Raw genomic sequence first — 17782 nt, 5'->3', positions numbered from 1 at the left:
CAACATCGCCGTGACGGAAATCGTTCCCCACGGCCCGAGCACCTGTCCAGCGGTCGGGGCTAGTAAATCGTCGACTCACCCTCTGCTTCGGAGGTGTTCAGAAGGGTGGTGGGTTAGCAGCCTCCCACGCGTCGAGTTCGCGACGGCGGGTGGTGGTGCGGGTATCTCGCTGTTCGGCGAGGTGGCTGCGGGCGGGGTGGTCGGGTGGTTGTCGGGGGACGAGGTAGCCGAACAGGTCGCGACCGTTGAAGGCGTTGCCGACGAAGGTGTGTCCGGTCGGGGAGCAGAACCAGGCAGTGCAGTACTCGTCCTGGTAGTCCCGCCACATCCCGAACGTCTTGATGCGGTGGTGAAAACGACACAGCGGTTTGAGGTTGCGTTGTGTGGTGGCGCCACCGGTGGTGGGTGTGTGGTGGTCGAACGGGATGGTGTGGTCGAGATCGGTGGTCCACACCGGTTGGGTGCAGCCGGGGAAGGTGCAACCCAGCTCGCCGCACCGCACCAGGGTCTGCAGTGCGCGGCTCGGGGTGTAGCGGGTGCCGGTTGGCTGCTGCTGGCCGGTGATGGGCTGACCGGTGTTGGGCTGGCCGGTGATGAAAGATCGGCGGGCGTCGGCGAGCAGGGATCGCAGGGTGTCGGCGTCGACGAGGCCGTGACCGTCGAGGAAACCCGACTCCTGGTCGAGGCCGAGCAGCGTCGTCAGGTTCACCACGATGTGGAAAGTGGGTACCGGGGCGCGCCCGGGCACCTCAGGTGACGGGTCGGGCTGGGGTCCTGCCCGGCCGGTGTCGTGCTCGTCGTCCCGGTCGGTGTCGTTCCGGTCGGTGTCGTCGAGGTCGGTCGTCGTTGCTGGGGGTGCGCAGTGGGGGCAGCGGCAGGCCAGCACGTCGAGGTGTGCGGCCAACGCGAGCAGTGCGTCGATGCGTCGTTGCCGTTTGGTGCGTGGGTCGTGAGGGTGCACGGAGGCGGCCATCGCGTTGAGTTGGGCATCGAGGGTGGCGGCGTCGGTGACGGGCAGGCTGCCGCTGATGCGGGACTGGCCCGGCCCGAACCGGTCGGGGCCGATGGTGATGTGGCGGTCATCGCCGGCGCGTTCGCGGCGGCGGCGCACCGCATCCGGGGCGTGGGTGGCGACGATCGCATCGACCATGGTGGTGAACTGGGTTGTCGACATGGGTGGGCGCGCCAAGATCGCCTCGGCCAGGTGCGCATCGACAGCCGGCATGTCGGCGTCGGACACGAAGTCGGTGCGCCGAACTGCGATCTCGAACCGCTTCTGGTCGATCCGGCCGCACGCCAGGGTGCTACCGGTCAGCATCAACCGGTATCGCAGGACGTCACCGGTGCGGATGAGTTCGCGGGCCTGCGCTGCGGTGATCATCAGGGCCGCACCGAGTTCGGCGGTGGCCTGATCGAACCCGTCGGGACGGAACTGCGCGTAGGGGTCGATCCCGGCGGCGGCGTCGGCGGCCCGGCGGTGGAGGTCGTCTTCGGAGAAGACCTGTCCGTCATGGTGTTCGGTACGGCGGAGGTGGTAGTCGAGTTCGCGTTCCTCGTGCAACAGACTCGCCGCGGTCAGCAGTCGATACGAGGCCGCGGAGGTGATCGACGCACAATGAGTGATGACATCGACGAGCTCGGTCGCCGACAACTCGTTGTCGACAACCACTGCAGGCAGCGGCGATTCGACCCCGGACTCCTCACCCGAGATCTCTGCGCCCCCGCCCCCGAACTGCATGAATCAAACATACGTGCGACCACCGACAAGAATTGCCGACCGTCAGTCGGCCGGACCTCCCCGGCGGCGATGCCTGGGTGGGACGCTGATCACCGTCACGGGCAGCGTGGCGACGCTCCGATTCCAGGGTAAGCAGAACGCAGGGCTCAGTGCTGACGAGCCGAAGCATTTCCGATCGCGACTGTGGTGTCATTGACCAGTGGAACTGCGACCGTGCGAAACTCCTCGAGCAGCGGCCTGGATCGTAAACTCCCAGGAGCCGTGGCAGGATTTGACCGCTTTCGCCACTCCAGGGTTCGAGGCCTACGCGCGATTGCGGTTCATGCCCGACCCCGACGGACAAGACTTCGCCGCGGGTCCGGACGATCCCACGGATCAGGCCAAAGTTGGTCGTCTCTGCGAGTTGTTGCACTCTGCGACCGGCACTCCGGACGACTGTTACTTCGCAATCTGGGAGGGATGGCCTGATACCTCGACGGTTATGCGCCGGAGCGCTCGAATGAGCATCCCCAACCGGTCCTACTACCTCCTGCACGGTCCGCTGTCCGACTTCGGACGCTGGGGTGTGCGAGAAACGGGGCACAACCCCGCATCGTTTGTGTGGCCAGCCGATCACGCGTGGTGCATCGCGTCCGACGTTGACGCACACTGGGCGGGCATCGGTGCGAATGCGGTGACGATCGCAGACTTACTGACCCACACAGACCTCGACATCGTTACCGCTGACCCCGATTCAGGTGCGCCCGCCGAGTACGCCGCGCCCACTCGATACTTCGCTCGGCCGAACGATCACGAGTGATGTAAAACGATGCGAGTCAACAGATTCGAAGACACAGGTTTGTTGTATGGACAATCGAGTGATGGCGCAGGTGGGTAATGAGGAGACTTCCGTCCAGCTGAGTGCCGTCGGACAAGGCGATGCGCCACTGCGCGGTCGGCCCGTGCCACCAAACAAACTGCTGGCGTTGACCTTCGGCGATCGCTTAGTTCGTCAGTCCGGAGACATGCAGCGCTGCGCTTGCTGCGTGCCGTCCCGCGAGCTCCACGCAGGAAAGCTCACCCATGGGGCTCATCCTGCACCCCGGGCGCGATGGCGCGCATCAACACCTCGCGGATCGCCACACCGATGAGAATCAACACGAGGGAAACGGTGCTGTGTAGGTAGACCTCATCGATCGCACCTGGGGTTGCGAGCACAAAGAGGCCCAGCGCTACGAAAGGCGCTGCGACCGTGATGATGCCGGCGATGAGGCGACGGGCCGCGAGCGCATCGACGATCGCGGCGATCGCGACCGCCACGAATGCGGCGAGCGCGTATACGGCCGGATCCTGCCACCACTCCGGGCCAGACGAGCCTATGAGATCGACTACATGGCTTGCCCCAGAGGTGGGTGTATAGACCGTCCAACCGTGAGACCCGCCTACGAAAGAAGCGTCGACCGCGACATACTCCGTCATCCACCAGGTGATTCCGCCTGCAAACAGCGCAGCGACAACGAACACCCACCACATGACGTGACCGACAGTCCTGGCGGTGAACAGCACACGCTTTCGTGTCATGGCTGCAACTATGCGGCAGGTTCGGCGTCGTAGCGCGTTTCGAAACGCCGAAGTCCGGCCACCCATACGGGTGACCGGACTTCGGTTGGAACTGCGTGAGTAGACGCAGGGATCTGATCAGGAGATCAGAAGCCCATCCCTGACGGAGTCAGGTCAGAATCCCATGCCGCCCATCTCGTCGCCGCCCGGCATGGCCGGGGCAGCGTTCTTCTCGGGCTTGTCGGCGACGACGGCCTCGGTGGTGAGGAACAGAGCCGCGATCGAGGCTGCGTTCTGCAGCGCCGAGCGGGTGACCTTCACCGGGTCGTTGATACCGGCCTTGAGGAGGTCCTCGTACACACCGGTGGCGGCGTTGAGGCCGGTGCCGGTGGGCGAGTTGAGGACCTTGTCGGCGACGACGCCCGGCTCGAGACCGGCGTTGATTGCGATCTGCTTGGCCGGAGCCGAGAGCGCGACCTTGACGATGTTGGCGCCGGTGGCCTCGTCACCCTCGAGCGAGAGTGCGTCGATGGCCGGCTCCGACTGCAGCAGGGCCACGCCACCGCCGGCGACGATGCCCTCTTCGACGGCAGCCTTCGCGTTGCGGACGGCGTCCTCGATGCGGTGCTTGCGCTCCTTGAGCTCGACCTCGGTGGCCGCGCCCGCCTTGATGACCGCAACACCGCCGGCCAGCTTGGCCAGACGCTCCTGCAGCTTCTCACGGTCGTAGTCGGAGTCGCTGTTCTCGATCTCGCCGCGGATCTGCGCCACGCGACCGGCGATGGCGTCGGGATCGCCCGCACCCTCGACGATGGTGGTCTCGTCCTTGGTCACGACGACCTTGCGAGCGGTACCGAGCAGCTCGACGCCGGCGCCCTCGAGGGACAGGCCGACCTCTTCGCTGATGACCTCGCCACCGCTGAGGATGGCGATGTCGGCCAGCATGGCCTTGCGACGGTCACCGAAGCCCGGAGCCTTGACGGCGACGGACTTGAAGGTGCCCTTGAGCTTGTTGACGACCAGGGTCGAGAGAGCTTCGCCCTCGACGTCCTCGGCGATGATCAGCAGCGGCTTGCCGGCCTGGATGACCTTCTCCAGCAGCGGCAGCAGGTCCTTGATGGTCGAGACCTTGCCCGAAACCAGCAGGATGTACGGGTCGTCGAGGACGGCTTCCTGGCGGTCGGCGTCGGTGACGAAGTAGCCCGAGATGTAGCCCTTGTCGAAGCGCATGCCCTCGGTGAGCTCGAGCTGCAGGCCGAAGGTGTTGGACTCCTCGACCGTGATGACACCTTCCTTGCCGACCTTGTCCATCGCCTCGGCGATGAGCTCGCCGATCGAGGGGTCGCCTGCCGAGATACCGGCGGTGGCAGCGATCTGCTCCTTGGTCTCGACCTCCTTGGCGCTCTTCAGCAGCGACTCGGTGACGGCCTCGACGGCCTTCTCGATGCCGCGCTTCAGACCCAGCGGGTTGGCGCCGGCAGCGACGTTGCGCAGACCTTCGCGAACGAGGGCCTGGGCCAGAACGGTAGCGGTGGTGGTGCCGTCACCTGCGACGTCGTCGGTCTTCTTGGCGACCTCCTTGACGAGCTCGGCACCGATCTTCTCGTACGGGTCCTCCAGCTCGATCTCCTTGGCGATGGACACACCATCGTTGGTGATCGTGGGGGCGCCCCACTTCTTCTCCAGGACGACGTTGCGACCCTTGGGTCCCAACGTCACCTTGACGGCGTCGGCGAGGCTGTTGAGGCCCCGCTCGAGGCCGCGACGGGCCTCTTCGTCGAACGCGATTTGCTTGGCCATGGGTAAGTGATCCTCCGAAGGGGGTGACACTAGGTTCGTATGGCCGGAACTCGGTGCCCGCGACGGACGACCGGTGTGTCATTCGGTACCGGTCTCACCGTCCCGACCTGGCACTCACAGTCCGTGAGTGCCAACCTCGTTTTTAGCACTCGACCAGTACGAGTGCAAGGTCCGCCCGCCTCCCGAACCGTCGCGCTCGGTCGTCGGGCACGGCTCGCCTGCGGTTAAGTGGATCGCATGTCTCTCGTGTCCAGGCCATTCCGGTTCGGGGTCAACATGCTCGCCGTCGACACCGGCCCGTCGTGGCTCGATCGGGTGCGACGTGTCGAAGCGCTCGACTACGACGTCCTGCTGGTCCCCGACCATCTGGGCATCCCGAGTCCCTGGCCCGCACTGGCCGTGGCGGCGACCGTCACCGAGAGGCTCCGGGTGGGTCCGTTCGTCCTCAATGCGGCATTCACCAATCCCGCCCTGCTCGCCCGCGACGTCGCCACGGTCGACCAGCTGTCCGACGGCCGGGTGGAGCTCGGTGTGGGCACCGGGTACGTCCGGGGCGAATTCGACGCAGCCGGAATCGAATTCCTGCCACCCGGTCGCCGCGTCGACCATCTCGCCGCGACCGTCGCCCGGGTCACGACGCTGCTGACCGACCCCGAACACCGACCACGACCAGTCCAGTCACGGGTGCCGCTGCTTCTCGGCGGCAACGGTGATCGCGTGTTGCGGATGGCCGCCGAACACTCCGACATCGTCGGATTCACCGCCGCGCGCACCGGCCCGGGCGGCGACCTCCAACCGCTGTCGGCATCCGACTTCGACGAGCGGGTGGCCTTCGCCCGCGGCGCGGCCGGCTCACGGGCCACGGAGATCGAATGGAACCTGCTCCTGCAGATCGTCGCCGTCACCGATGATCCCGTGGCGGAGGCCAACAGATTGGTCGAAGAACACGACCTCACGATGAGCGCACAGGAGTTCACCGACCTGCCGTCGGTACTCATCGGGTCCGCCGCCGACATCGCCGCACGCCTCGTCGAACTCCGCGCCCGAACCGGTATCAGCTACCTCACCGTGCTCGAACCGGCTCTCGAGGACTTCGCACCCGTGATCGCCGAACTCCGGAGGGTCGACGCCTGACCGCGTTCACCGATCATTCACCCCGCTGAACCGAGCTGACTGTGTTCGGCGATAGAGATAGGGTCAGCGGCGTGGAGTTCCTGCTGATCATCATCGTGGCGCTGCTCGCGATCATCGCGGTGGTCGTCATCTTCAATTTCCTGGGCAACCGCAAGGCCCGCCAAGCCGAGCAGGACGCGCTGCGCGATCGCACTTACCGACCCGGCGATCCCTTCTCCTCGGCCGACGACGACTCTGTCTACGGCGACCCGCGCGACCTCAAGCCCGGCGATCTCGTGGAACTGCGCGGTGAGACCTACGCGGTACGCGGCACCCTGCGGCTCTCCCAGGACGGTTACACCTGGACCGAGAACTTCCTCGACACCGGAGTCGGGTCCAAGGCCTGGATCTCGGTCGAGGACGATCCGGACCTCGAGGTGGTCCTGTGGCGCGAGCTGTCCGGCGTGGCCGTGACCCCCGGACCCGACACGGTGGAGATCGAGGGCCGCAGATACCGGTCCGAGGAAGCCGGATCGGCTCGCTTCACCTCCGCGGGGACCACCGGCGTCGCGACGTCGGGCCGGATGGCCTATCACGACTACGAGGCCGGGCCCGACCGGTTGTCCTTCGAGGACTACGGCAGCGGGTGGGAATGCGCCCGCGGCGAGGTCCTGTCCCGCACCGACTACCGCATCTACCCCACCAACCCCGCTCCGGAGACGCGCTGAGCACGACGTTCACCTTCGACGCCGTCCCGACCGAGACGTCCTGAGCACGGAGACTTTGCACACGCATGACAGATCAGTTCGAACACCCCGGTGACCCGACGGCGCAACTGGCCGTCGCCTACGCCGACACCAGCGCCGCCCAGCTCGGTTTCTCACTCAGCGCGCCCCTGCAGGAGCCGCTGGCCCAGGAGGACGCCGAGATCGACGGCATCACGGTCTCGGTACGACTCCTCGGCGCGAGCCATCAGGTGCTCGTCGAGGACGGCGCGCAGCGCATCCTGGAGACCGTCGCCTGCCTTCCCGATGTCACCTCGGCTCTGCCGGAGAGCTTCCAGGAGAGCGGTTACTACTTCAGTTCGCGCGTGGAATCGATCACGCCGGATCAGTTGGCCGCGTTGATCGAACAGCTCACCGTCCGGGTCTCCGAACAAATGGCCACCGGGCATCCGTGCGTGATGGGCAGGTTCCCGGGCGAACCGCAGGCCGTCACCGCGATCGTGTCGGAGTCATCGGAGGACATGATCTCCTGGCACACGTGGCACACCTATCCGCAAGCCGGTGAAGTGGTGGTCACCTCCAGCCGCATCGACCGCGGCCCGGTGGCCCGGCCATGACCGAGCAGCCGCCGCCGGGCGGACCGCCGCCCGATCCTCGGCGCCGGCTCAACAAGATCCGCAACATCATCATCGGGGTGATCGTCGTCATCACGATCTTCGCGCTCGTCGGCGCGTGCGGCGCCCGCGCCCTCGGCGGGGGGGGCATCGGGGGTTCGGCGCGCAGCTACATCTCGCAGAACTACGAGCGGGACACCGCGCTCGACGAGGGCGACGTGGATGCCTACATCGCCGACGGCAATCCGTCACAGGTGGCCGCAGAGATCCGAGACGCGGAGCGCCCCACCGACCAGCGAGGCGGCGCCGCCGGTGCGGGCAACGTCTCGGGGTCCCAGTTCCTGCAGTATCCCGACTACCTCGTCGGCCTGTTCCCGTACGGCGCGGACAAGACCCGCGTCATGCTCAGCCGCGACTATCGGTCGGGCTACAACCACTACCACAGCTACGTCGGCGTCTTCTGGGTCCCGACTCCCCGATATGCCGGCGGCGGCAGCGGCTACCGCGGCGGCGGAAGCGGCGGTGGCGGCAAATGACACCGACCGGTCCGGCATCCGAATCCGATCACGTCCGAACTACCCACGGAGATGACCATGCTCGCTGATATCGCCGAGAACGCCTACGCAGCAGGCGCCTACGCCGGTGTCGGCGTGATCCTGATGATCGTGTCGTTCGCGATCCTCGACCTGCTCACCCCCGGGAAGCTGCGTCACCAACTGTGGACCGACCGCAACCGCAACGCGGGAATCCTTGTGGGCTCCAACCTGCTCGCGGTGGCCGTCATCGTCACCGCGGCGATCGTCGCGAGCGAGGGACGCCTCGTCGAAGGCCTCACCTACACCATCGTGTACTCGGCGATCGGCCTCGTCGTGATGGGCGTGACCTTCCTCGTCATCGATGTACTGACCCCCGGCAAGCTCGGTGAATTGCTCGTCCATCCGGAGAGCCATCCCGCCGTCTGGGTCCAGGCCGTCGCGCACGTGGGCGTCTCGATCATCGTCGCCGCTTCCATCCTGTGACGTCGCACTCCCCCGCCCGACCGTGACCGTCGACGACTCCGCACCACCGGTCGGCGACCTCTCCACCGACACCCTGGCCGAGCGTCCCCGTTTCGCGCGGACGGCGCTTCTGGCCGTTGTGTTCGTCTGCGCCGCCTGTGGTCTCGTATACGAGCTGGCACTGGTGTCGCTCGGATCGTTCCTGATCGGCAACACCGCAACCCAGGCGTCGATCGTGCTCGCGGTCATGGTTTTCGCCATGGGGGTGGGCTCGCTCGCCGCGAAACCGCTGCAGCCGCAGTCGATCACCTCGTTTGCGATCATCGAGCTGCTGCTCGCGCTCATCGGCGGACTTTCGGTGATGGCCCTCTACGCCGCATTCGCCTACCTCGAGCTGTACACCCCGGCGCTGATCGTGGTGGCCTTCGTACTCGGACTCCTCATCGGCGCCGAGATCCCGCTGCTGATGGTTCTGTTGCAACGCATCCGACGCCAGGAAGCCGGGTCGGCGGTCGCGGACATGTTCGCCGTCGACTACATCGGCGCACTGATCGGTGGCCTCTGCTTTCCCTTCCTGCTGCTGCCCGTCTTCGGCCAGTTGCGCGGCGCGCTCGTCGTCGGACTCGTCAACGCAGCCGCGGGATGCTTCCTCGTCTTCGTGATCTTCCGCAGGTCCTTGAGCCGTACCCGACTCATTGCCCTGTCCGCGGCGGCGGTCGCGGTGGTCGCGGCCCTGATCGCCGGACTGCTGCTCTCGTCCCGGTTCGAGGTCACCGCGAGGCAGGCCCTGTACCGCGACCCGATCGTCGCCGCCGAACGCAGCGCCTACCAGGACATCGTCATCACCGAGAACCGCAGCGGCGCAGGCGTCGACACCCGGCTCTACCTCAACGGAGACCTCCAGTTCGCCTCCGCCGACGAACATCGCTACCACGAGGCGCTGGTACACCCGGCGATGGCGGGCCCGCACCGGTCGGTGCTGGTCCTGGGCGGTGGCGACGGCCTCGCGTTACGCGAAGTCCTCACCTACCCCGACGCCGGGCAGGTCACCCTCGTCGAACTCGATCCGGAGATGATCCGCCTGGCCCGCGAGGACGAACGCCTCGTCGCGCTCAACCGCGGCTCCATGACCGACCCGCGGGCCGACGTCGTCGCCGCCGACGCGTTCACCTGGCTCCGCGGCACCGATCGACGTTTCGACGTCATCATCGTCGACATGCCGGACCCCGACGACTCGGCCACCGCCAAGCTGTATTCCACCGAGTTCTACACCCTCGTGCGCGCGCACCTGGCCCCCGGCGGCCGCACCGTCGTGCAGGCCGGGTCACCGTACTTCGCACCGAAGTCGTTTTGGTGCATCGCATCCACTCTGCGTGCCGCCGGGCTGACTGCGACGCCCTACCACGTCGACGTACCCGCCTTCGGCGACTGGGGTTTCCACCTCGCCGGCGCGGCGGGCCCCGTCGCCCCGACTGTCGACGCACCCCGGCCGCTACGCTTCCTCAGTCCCGAACAGCTCACCGCCGCAACGGTGTTCCCGCTCGACCGGCAGCCCATCGAGCTACCGCCGTCGACCCTCATGGACCCCCGGATACTGCGGTACGCACAGGGCGAGTGGGCCACCTACTGAACCCCGCAACCGAAAGTCGGCGACAGGATGCACCTACGACGGGGCGCCCGCCGACAGGGCGATCAGGACCTTGCCACTGCCGCTCGTGCGATCGGCCGCCGTCGCCACCGCGCGGGCGGCGTCGTCGATATCGAAGGTGTGGGTGATCAGCGGACTGACGTCCAGGCCATCACGCAGTGCCGCAACAGCATCGGTGATCTCGTCGTCGAATCGATAGGAACCGATCCAGGTGATCTCGCGGGTCACGAGATCCCCCAGGGCGAATGGTGCCGGCGCGCCGGGGAGGTTGCCCACCTGAACCAGGGTGGCGCCGCGCGCGAGTGCATGCTGCAGTCCACCGATCGCGACGGTGGCGCCGGATGCCTCGAACGCAAGGTCGAATCCGGTGGGCAGTTCCTCACCCGCGGAGAGGTCGACGGTCTCGGCGGCGCCGAGCTCGCGAGCGATCCGCAGTGCCGCGGTGTTGACGTCCGCGGCGGTGACCGAAGCCGCGCCCGCATGTCGGAGTGCGGCGATCACCAGCGATCCGATCGGTCCGGCACCGTTGACGAGCACGTCGCGACCGGCCACGTCGCCCGCACGGTTCACCGCGTGCATCGCCACCGCGAGCGGCTCTGCGAGCGCAGCGTCGCGCGTGCTGACGCCGTCCGGCAGCGGGCGGAGCTGATCGGCACGGACGGCACGGAACTCGCTGAATCCGCCGTCGGTGTGCGGGTCGAGTGCCGCGGAACCGAAGTACCCGCCGTTCGGCGTCGCCGGGTGCACCGTCACCGGTTGGCCGATCGCGATCCCGGACACGTCACGTCCGGTCCGCACGACCCGCCCGGCGACCTCGTGACCGAGGACGAGCGGCCACTTGAGGACGGCCGTGCCCGACATCCCGTTGCGCCAGTACGCGATGTCCGAGCCGCACAGCCCGCCCCACTCCATCGCCACCACGACCTCGTCGGCCGCGGGTTCCGGATCGGGGAGCTCGTCGATACGCAGGTCGTCGGCGGCGTGGACGACGACCGCCTTCACAGCGCGTCCTCCAGTTCGACGAGGTCGCGACCGCGGGTCTCCGGCGCGAGTCGGATGGACACCAATGTGATGGCCGAGTAGACGATGAGCATCACCGCGATGGGCCACCAGCTCCCGGTGGCGGCGGTCAGGCCCGCGGCGATCACCGGTCCGATGGCCGTGGCCAGGATGCCACCGATCTCCTTCGCCAGCGCGAGCTGGGTGAATCGTGTTCGGGCACCGAAAAGTTCGGCCATGGTGACACTCTCGAGAGAGAACAGTCCGAGCACGCCGACGTTGAGTGCCAGCACGAGTGAGATCGTCATCCAGACCGTGCTGCCGCTGGTGATGCCGAGCATGATCGGGAAAGCCAGGAGCATGGTGAGGACCGTGAGCGCGGTATAGACCGGGCGGCGTCCGAAGCGGTCGCCGAGCAGGCCGACGATCGGAATGGTCGCGAAGCCGATGACGGACCCGTACACGATGGCGGTGGTTGCCGCGGACTTGTCCATCAGCAGCGTGGACGCGATGTAACCCACCAGGAAGGTCTGCACGAGACCCGAGTTGCCCGCCTGCCCGAACCGCAGACCCAGTGCGACCAGGAATGCGCGACCCTTACGCTGCTTCAAGCCCGCTGTCAGAGCACCCGAACCGGTCTCCTCCGCAGCCTCTTCGAGGTCGGTGCGCGACAGCGCGACACCGTCGACGACGTCCGCCCGTTCCTCGAACACGGGGCTCTCCTTGAGGTTCCGACGGAGCCACATCGCGAAGATCAGCAGCACGAAGCTGAGCAGGAAGGGCAGGCGCCAACCCCAGCTCATCAACTGTTCCTCGGAGAGCACGACGAGGAGGATGGCCCAGATCCCGGACGCCGCAAGGGTTCCCGAGTTGGTCCCCAACGAGACCAGCGAGGCGATCACACCGCGCTTGGGCGCGGGTGCGTACTCGGCGAGCATGGTGGTGGCCCCGGCGATCTCCGCGCCCGCCCCGAACCCCTGGATCAATCGCAGCGCCACCAGCAGGATGGGTGCCCAGATACCGATCATCGCGTGGGTCGGCAGGGCGCCGATCAGGGTCGTGGAACCACCCATCAGCGCGATGGTGATGTAGAGGACCTTCTTGCGACCGAGGCGGTCGCCCATGCGCCCGAAGTAGATCGCACCGGCCAACCGGGCGACGTAACCGACCCCGTAGGTGGCCATGGCCGCGATCAGCCCGATGGCCGGGCTGACGTCGGGGAAGAACAGCTCGTTGAAGACGATGGCAGCCGCGAGCGAGTAGAGCTGGAAGTCCATGAATTCCATGGCCGTGCCCAGCCAGCCGGACACAGCGGCCCGGGTCAGATCACGGGTCGTGCGCTGGGCGGGTCGTGGCTGCGACTCCGCCGGCGCGTCGTTGAGGGTCATGTGTCGATCTCCAGGAAGAGGGAACTGGTGTGAGCGCGTTCACTTACATACAAGCTGTTGTAGCCATCGCTTGTCAACAACTTGCCGCCGCACCTCCGATCAGTTCCCCGACCTCCTTGCTCACTCCCAGGCGGAGACGACCCGTCTCGTCGGACGTGCATCCTCGCCCTCGACGGCGAAGAGCTCCGGCGACGCGTCGCGGATCTGCCCGATGTCGGTGAACACCTTCCGCAGATGGGTGCGCAGTGCTGCCTGCGCTGCGGCCAGGTCGTGGCCGGCGAGCCCGTCGACCACCGCCTCGTGCTCGTCGATGAGCACGGATATCGCACTGGACCCGAGGAGACCCAGCCGCCTGGCACGATCCAGGTGCGCCTTGGCGCCGACCACCGTCCGCCACGCGCTGCCGTGACCGCCGGCCTCGAGCAGCGACCGGTGGAACTGCTCGTCGAGGCCGAAGAACTCGTTCAGATCCGAGGTCTCGCGCTGAGCGGCGATCTGCGCCCGGAGTCCCCCGATGATCGCGTCGTCGACACGGTCCACGGCGTCGGCGATGGACGCCAACTCGATGGCCTCACGGATGAACTGCGCGTCGGCCACCTTGCCGGGATCGATCCGCGCCACGAAGGACCCGAGCTTGGGGAAGATCCGCACCAACCCCTCGTCGGCGAGGAGAATGAGACTCTCCCGCACCGGTGTACGGCTCACCGACATCGCCGCCGACAGCTCGTTCTCCGAGAGCGACGCCCCGGGCGCCAGGTCGAGGGACACGATCTGTCGTCGCAGGGTCTCGTACACGCGTTGTCTGTTGGACCGGCTGTTGGCCCCGTTCGCTGCTGCCATACAAGCGATCCTAGACACCGAAGCGTTGACATCGAATGTTCAGCAGTGCTTGTATACAAGTACCTGTCGACGCCCACCCCGTGAGGACTGTCCCCATGAAGATCATCGGAGCCGACGTCATCGTCTGCTCACCCGGCCGCAACTACGTGACGCTGAAGATCACCACCGACAGCGGCCTCATCGGGTGGGGTGACGCCACCCTGAACGGTCGCGAACTCGCTGTCGCCTCGTATCTCCGCGATCATGTGTGTCCCCAGCTCATCGGCCGCGACGCGCACCAGATCGAGGACATCTGGCAGTACTTCTACAAGGGGGCGTACTGGCGGCGCGGTCCGGTGACCATGACCGCCATCGCCGCCGTCGACATCGCGCTCTGGGATCTGAAGGGCAAGGCCGCGGGACTCCCCGTCTACCAACTCCTCGGTGGCGCCGCCCGCGACGGCGTGATGGTCTACGGCCACGCCAGCGGCGGATCGCTGCCGGAGATGCTCGACGACTTCGCCGGCTACCTCGACCGCGGCTACCTCGCGGTCCGCGCGCAGTGCGCGGTGCCGGGCGGCGACAAGGGCTACGGCGTCCATCGCGGCCACCAGCTCTACGAACCCGCGTCCGGGTCGATGCCGGACGAGGAGCGCTTCGAGGTCGGGCCCTATCTCCGCTTCGTTCCGGAGATGCTCGGCGCGGTGCGCGACCGGTTCGGCTACGACGTCCACCTGCTGCACGACGCCCATCACCGGCTGACCCCGATCCAGGCCGCGCGCCTGGGCCGCGACATCGAGCCGTTCCAGCTGTTCTGGCTGGAGGACGCCACCCCCGCCGAGGACCAAGAGGCGTTCCGGCTCATCCGCCAGCACACCACCACGCCGCTGGCCGTCGGCGAGGTGTTCAACTCGATCTGGGACTGCCAGCACCTCATCACCGAACGCCTCATCGACTACATCCGGGCATCGGTCTCGCACGCCGGCGGCATCTCGCACCTGCGGAAGATCTTCTCGCTCGCCGAGCTCTACGGGGTCCGCACCGGGTCGCATGGCGCGGGCGACCTGTCCCCCGTCTCGTTCGCCGCCGCACTGCACCTCGACATGGCGGTACCGAACTTCGGCATGCAGGAGTACATGGGTCACCGGGATCCCGCGGGTGAGGTGTTCGGCACCACCTGGACCTTCAACAACGGGCTCATGCATCCCGGGGATGCACCGGGTCTCGGCGTCGACTTCGACGAGAAGGCTGCGGAGAGATTCCCCTACGACCCGAAGTACTTGCCGGTCAACCGACGGACCGACGGGACGGTGCATGACTGGTGACCACCTACGACGTCATCGTCCTCGGTGAGCCGCTGATCGAGTTCAGCTCCACCGACCCGATCTCCGCCGGCGCCATGTGCCGACTCGACGTGTCCGGCGACGTGGTCAACGCTGCGGCTGCCGCGGCGGCCGCCGGGGCGCGCACCGCCGTGATCGCACGAGTGTCCGACGACGAGCTCGGTGAAGCAGTGGCCGCACGGTTCGTCGAACTCGGCGTGGACATCCGCTTCCTGCAGCGCGGCGGAGGCTCGCAGGGGGTGTACGTCCAGCACGCCGATCCGAGTGGCGAGCGCCAATTCCTCTATGCGCGTTCGTGTTCCGCCGGGTCGACGCTGTCTCCCGACGACCTGCCCGCCGACGTCCTCGAGTCGGCCGGGGCGGTCGTCGCCAGTGGGATCACCGGCGCCCTCTCGTCGTCGTGCCGGGACACCCTGGTCGAGGCCGCACGCCGCGCCACGCGATTCGTCTACGACCCCAACTACCGCCCACGCCTCACCGGCGTCGACGATGCGCGTGCGCTGCTGCACGAGATCGCTCGCCACGCCGCCCTGATCACCCCGTCGTTTCCCACCGAGACACGCGCACTGCTCGACAGCGAGGACGCGGTGTCGGCGGCGACGACGTTGCACGAACTGGGGGTACCGACGGTGGCGGTCACCTGCGGCGCCTCGGGGGTACACATCTCCGGCGACGGGGTCCCCGAGGAGCCGCTCTGGCAGCCGTCGGTACCCGCGCCGACCGTCGTCGACCAGACCGGCGCGGGTGATGTCTTCGTGGCGACCGTCGCCGCCCGCCTGGCACTCGGCGACGATCTGCCCGCCGCCATCCGTCTCGGCGCGGCGGCATCCTCGCTGGCAGTCGGCGGCGCCGGGGGCTGCGGGGGTATCCAGGGCTTCGATACCGTTGCCGCCCATGCCCGTACCGCGCCCGCAGCGGTGGCCGCGACGGGAGCCCTGCGATGACACGCCTGGGCCTCGACCACCACGGCGATCTCCCGGCTCCGATCCCCGACCCGCGCGCGGTGACCGTGGGACAGGTACATCTCGGACTCGGCGCGTTCCATCGCGCCCACCAGGCGGTCTACACCGCCGACGCGATGGTCCGATCCGGCGAGAACCACTGGGGTATCGCCGCATTCACGCAACGAAGCGGCAGGGCCGCACGCCGCCTGGCACCCCAGGGCGGGGTGTACACCGTCGTCGAGAAGGGGCCCGACGCGCAGCCCGCACGCCTGATCGGCTCGGTGCGCGAGGCACTCGACGGCTCCGGAGATGCCGACGTGATCGCCCGCCTCTGCGATCCCGCGGTGCGCGTGGTGACGCTGACCGTGACCGAAAAGGGGTACCGACACGATCCGGTGACCCGGCAACTCGCGCTGGATTCCCCGGACATCGCGGCCGACCTGGCGGGCCGCGCACCGCACACCGTCCCCGCGATCCTGGCCACCGCACTGGCCCGACGGTCCGCGCTGGGCAATGCACCACTGACGGTGATCTCCTGCGACAACCTGCCGGAGAACGGCAGGCTTCTGCATCGCCTCGTCGCGCAGTACGCCGACGCGGCCGGACTGACTCTCGACGACGCGCATCGTTTCCCGTCGACCGTCGTCGACCGCATCGTCCCGGCTACCACCGATGCGGACATCGCAGCGCTGGAACGCGCCCACGGTGCGCACGACGCCGCGCCCGTCCTGTGTGAGCCGTTCCGCCAGTGGGTCATCGAGAACGATTTCGCCGGTCCGGTGCCGGCGTGGTCGGCCGCGGGCGCGAGCTACGTCGACGATGCGACCCCATGGGAGCTGATGAAACTACGGGTCCTCAATGCCTCGCACTCGATCCTCGCGTACGTGGGCCTGCGGTCCGGACATCGTCGGATCTCTGATGCCGTCGCCGACCCGACACTCGAACAGATCTGCCGGCGGTTCATCGACGAGGACGTCGCGCCCGTCGTCGACGCGCCTACCGGGGTCACCGTGTCCGAGTACGGCGATCAGGTGCTGCGCCGCTTCGCCAACCGAGCGTTGCCCCACACGACGCTGCAGGTCGCGGCCGACGGGTCACAGAAGATCGGCCCGCGCCTGCTCGACACGGTGCGCGACGGCGCGACCGGCGGACGGCGTGCCCACTGGGCCGTGCTCGGGATCGCCGCATGGGCACTGCATGTCGTCGACCCGATCGACGCCGACGGCACCCCGACCGTTCTCGACGACCCGCGCGCCGGCGACCTGGTCGCCTGCGTCGCCGGCCTCGCCACCCCACAGGCGGTGCGCCGACTCCTCTCCGACACCCGATTCGTCGGCGACCTCGCCGACGACACCGACTTCGTCGACACCGCCGTCGCGTACGCGACAGCCCTACACCGCGGCGGTATCGCCGCGCTCGCCTCGGAGGTTTCCCTATGACATCGACACCCTCACTCGTCGCCGACACGACGACACTGCTCAACCGCGGACCGGTCATACCGGTCGTCGTACTCGACGACGCCGCACGCGCGGTCCCGCTCGCCCGGGCGCTGCTCGCCGGTGGGATCGACACGATGGAGATCACCCTCCGGACCGCGACCGCGCTCGACTCCATCCGGGCCGTCGCCGACCAGGTTCCGGAGATGGCCGTGGGCGCGGGCACCGTCACCTCGGTGGCCCAGCTGGACCGGGCCGTGGACGCCGGCGCGACGTTCGTCGTCACCCCGGGCGCCACACCGACCCTCGTCGAAGCCGGTCTCGACAGCGGCATCCCGTTCCTGCCCGGAGCCGTCACCGCCAGCGAGGTCGTCGCACTGCTGGAGCACGGCGTGGAAACGATGAAGTTCTTCCCCGCCGCATCCTCGGGCGGCCCGGCCGCACTCCGGGCACTGGGCGGACCGTTCCCGCAGGTGCGCTTCTGCCCCACCGGCGGCATCGGCCCCGGCGACGCGTCGGACTACCTCGCGCTGGCGAACGTGGACTGCGTCGGGGGATCATGGATCGCTCCGGCCGACCTCGTCGCCGCCGAGGACTGGGACCGGATCTCGGCGTTGTGTCGGGCCACGCGCGAACTGCGCATCGTCGGCTGACCGACACACCGGCGCGCATCGAACC

Annotated in this window: 16 protein-coding genes; 10 read left to right on the top strand and 6 right to left on the bottom strand. The window is 67.8% G+C overall.

Going from position 1 to position 17782, the window contains the following annotated elements:
* Positions 1–97: 97 nt before the first annotated feature.
* The 3 genes from MAY35_RS13610 to groL all read right to left on the bottom strand — a co-directional run bounded on the left by MAY35_RS13610 (position 98) and on the right by groL (position 5077).
* Positions 98–1738 carry an HNH endonuclease signature motif containing protein gene (locus MAY35_RS13610; protein ID WP_238421821.1) on the bottom strand — a complete coding sequence of 547 codons (1641 nt, stop codon included), beginning with the start codon at positions 1736–1738 and terminating at the stop codon, positions 98–100.
* Positions 1739–2794: 1056 nt separating this feature from the next.
* A complete protein-coding gene (locus tag MAY35_RS13605) occupies positions 2795–3298 on the bottom strand; it encodes a hypothetical protein (RefSeq protein WP_238421820.1) in 504 nt (167 codons plus the stop codon).
* Positions 3299–3451: 153 nt separating this feature from the next.
* Positions 3452–5077, bottom strand: coding sequence for a chaperonin GroEL (gene groL / locus MAY35_RS13600; protein ID WP_238421819.1), 1626 nt, complete (start codon positions 5075–5077; stop codon positions 3452–3454).
* A 237-nt stretch (positions 5078–5314) separates the two neighbouring features.
* On the opposite strand from groL, the gene MAY35_RS13595 reads away from it, so the two are divergent.
* The 6 genes from MAY35_RS13595 to MAY35_RS13570 all read left to right on the top strand — a co-directional run bounded on the left by MAY35_RS13595 (position 5315) and on the right by MAY35_RS13570 (position 10157).
* On the top strand, positions 5315–6211 hold the full coding sequence (locus MAY35_RS13595) for a TIGR03621 family F420-dependent LLM class oxidoreductase (protein ID WP_238421818.1): 897 nt from the start codon (positions 5315–5317) through the stop codon (positions 6209–6211).
* Between the two features lie 71 nt (positions 6212–6282).
* Positions 6283–6918 carry a DUF4178 domain-containing protein gene (locus tag MAY35_RS13590; RefSeq protein ID WP_238421817.1) on the top strand — a complete coding sequence of 212 codons (636 nt, stop codon included), beginning with the start codon at positions 6283–6285 and terminating at the stop codon, positions 6916–6918.
* A 65-nt stretch (positions 6919–6983) separates the two neighbouring features.
* On the top strand, positions 6984–7532 hold the full coding sequence (locus MAY35_RS13585; RefSeq protein ID WP_238421816.1) for a DUF2617 family protein: 549 nt from the start codon (positions 6984–6986) through the stop codon (positions 7530–7532).
* Entirely contained in the window at positions 7529–8065 is a 537-nt protein-coding gene (locus MAY35_RS13580; RefSeq protein WP_238421815.1) for a DUF4247 domain-containing protein, read from the top strand. The genes MAY35_RS13585 and MAY35_RS13580 overlap by 4 nt, the downstream gene beginning before the upstream one ends.
* A 57-nt stretch (positions 8066–8122) precedes the next feature.
* Positions 8123–8548: a DUF350 domain-containing protein gene (locus MAY35_RS13575; protein WP_238421814.1), complete on the top strand. Its 426-nt coding sequence runs from the start codon at positions 8123–8125 to the stop codon at positions 8546–8548.
* 22 nt (positions 8549–8570) lie between these two features.
* The gene (locus MAY35_RS13570) at positions 8571–10157 is read left to right on the top strand and encodes a polyamine aminopropyltransferase (protein WP_238421813.1); all 1587 of its coding nucleotides are present in this window, start codon (positions 8571–8573) and stop codon (positions 10155–10157) included.
* Positions 10158–10190: 33 nt separating this feature from the next.
* Here MAY35_RS13570 and MAY35_RS13565 read toward each other — a convergent pair whose 3' ends face one another.
* From MAY35_RS13565 to MAY35_RS13555, 3 genes are all read right to left on the bottom strand, one after another.
* Positions 10191–11177, bottom strand: coding sequence for an L-idonate 5-dehydrogenase (locus MAY35_RS13565; RefSeq protein ID WP_238421812.1), 987 nt, complete (start codon positions 11175–11177; stop codon positions 10191–10193).
* Positions 11174–12562 carry an MFS transporter gene (locus MAY35_RS13560; RefSeq protein ID WP_238421811.1) on the bottom strand — a complete coding sequence of 463 codons (1389 nt, stop codon included), beginning with the start codon at positions 12560–12562 and terminating at the stop codon, positions 11174–11176. The genes MAY35_RS13565 and MAY35_RS13560 overlap by 4 nt, the downstream gene beginning before the upstream one ends.
* Positions 12563–12682: 120 nt before the next feature.
* Entirely contained in the window at positions 12683–13402 is a 720-nt protein-coding gene (locus MAY35_RS13555; protein ID WP_238421810.1) for a GntR family transcriptional regulator, read from the bottom strand.
* A 95-nt stretch (positions 13403–13497) separates the two neighbouring features.
* On the opposite strand from MAY35_RS13555, the gene manD reads away from it, so the two are divergent.
* Genes manD through MAY35_RS13535 form a run of 4 tightly spaced genes read left to right on the top strand, consistent with a single transcriptional unit; the run spans position 13498 to position 17757 of the window.
* Positions 13498–14706, top strand: a complete 1209-nt coding sequence (gene manD, locus MAY35_RS13550) for a D-mannonate dehydratase ManD (protein ID WP_238421809.1) — start codon at positions 13498–13500, stop codon at positions 14704–14706.
* Complete coding sequence (locus tag MAY35_RS13545) at positions 14703–15668, top strand: sugar kinase (protein WP_238421808.1); 966 nt, start codon at positions 14703–14705, stop codon at positions 15666–15668. Before manD ends, MAY35_RS13545 begins: the two co-directional genes overlap by 4 nt.
* A complete protein-coding gene (locus tag MAY35_RS13540) occupies positions 15665–17107 on the top strand; it encodes a mannitol dehydrogenase family protein (RefSeq protein WP_238421807.1) in 1443 nt (480 codons plus the stop codon). Before MAY35_RS13545 ends, MAY35_RS13540 begins: the two co-directional genes overlap by 4 nt.
* Entirely contained in the window at positions 17104–17757 is a 654-nt protein-coding gene (locus tag MAY35_RS13535; RefSeq protein ID WP_238421806.1) for a bifunctional 4-hydroxy-2-oxoglutarate aldolase/2-dehydro-3-deoxy-phosphogluconate aldolase, read from the top strand. The genes MAY35_RS13540 and MAY35_RS13535 overlap by 4 nt, the downstream gene beginning before the upstream one ends.
* Positions 17758–17782 lie beyond the last annotated feature (25 nt).

The sequence above is a fragment of the Gordonia sp. 'Campus' genome, assembly GCF_022206305.1.
Taxonomy (GTDB): domain Bacteria; phylum Actinomycetota; class Actinomycetes; order Mycobacteriales; family Mycobacteriaceae; genus Gordonia.
This window is presented reverse-complemented; position numbering and strand designations above follow the sequence as displayed.

Bases quoted from the DNA above. Each gene is read 5' to 3' on its own strand.
- MAY35_RS13610 (WP_238421821.1), bottom strand. From the start codon at position 1,738: ATGCAGTTCGGGGGCGGGGGCGCAGAGATCTCGGGTGAGGAGTCCGGG.
- MAY35_RS13605 (WP_238421820.1), bottom strand. From the start codon at position 3,298: ATGACACGAAAGCGTGTGCTGTTCACCGCCAGGACTGTCGGTCACGTC.
- groL (WP_238421819.1), bottom strand. From the start codon at position 5,077: ATGGCCAAGCAAATCGCGTTCGACGAAGAGGCCCGTCGCGGCCTCGAG.
- MAY35_RS13595 (WP_238421818.1), top strand. From the start codon at position 5,315: ATGTCTCTCGTGTCCAGGCCATTCCGGTTCGGGGTCAACATGCTCGCC.
- MAY35_RS13585 (WP_238421816.1), top strand. From the start codon at position 6,984: ATGACAGATCAGTTCGAACACCCCGGTGACCCGACGGCGCAACTGGCC.
- MAY35_RS13580 (WP_238421815.1), top strand. From the start codon at position 7,529: ATGACCGAGCAGCCGCCGCCGGGCGGACCGCCGCCCGATCCTCGGCGC.
- MAY35_RS13575 (WP_238421814.1), top strand. From the start codon at position 8,123: ATGCTCGCTGATATCGCCGAGAACGCCTACGCAGCAGGCGCCTACGCC.
- MAY35_RS13560 (WP_238421811.1), bottom strand. From the start codon at position 12,562: ATGACCCTCAACGACGCGCCGGCGGAGTCGCAGCCACGACCCGCCCAG.
- MAY35_RS13555 (WP_238421810.1), bottom strand. From the start codon at position 13,402: ATGGCAGCAGCGAACGGGGCCAACAGCCGGTCCAACAGACAACGCGTG.
- manD (WP_238421809.1), top strand. From the start codon at position 13,498: ATGAAGATCATCGGAGCCGACGTCATCGTCTGCTCACCCGGCCGCAAC.
- MAY35_RS13540 (WP_238421807.1), top strand. From the start codon at position 15,665: ATGACACGCCTGGGCCTCGACCACCACGGCGATCTCCCGGCTCCGATC.
- MAY35_RS13535 (WP_238421806.1), top strand. From the start codon at position 17,104: ATGACATCGACACCCTCACTCGTCGCCGACACGACGACACTGCTCAAC.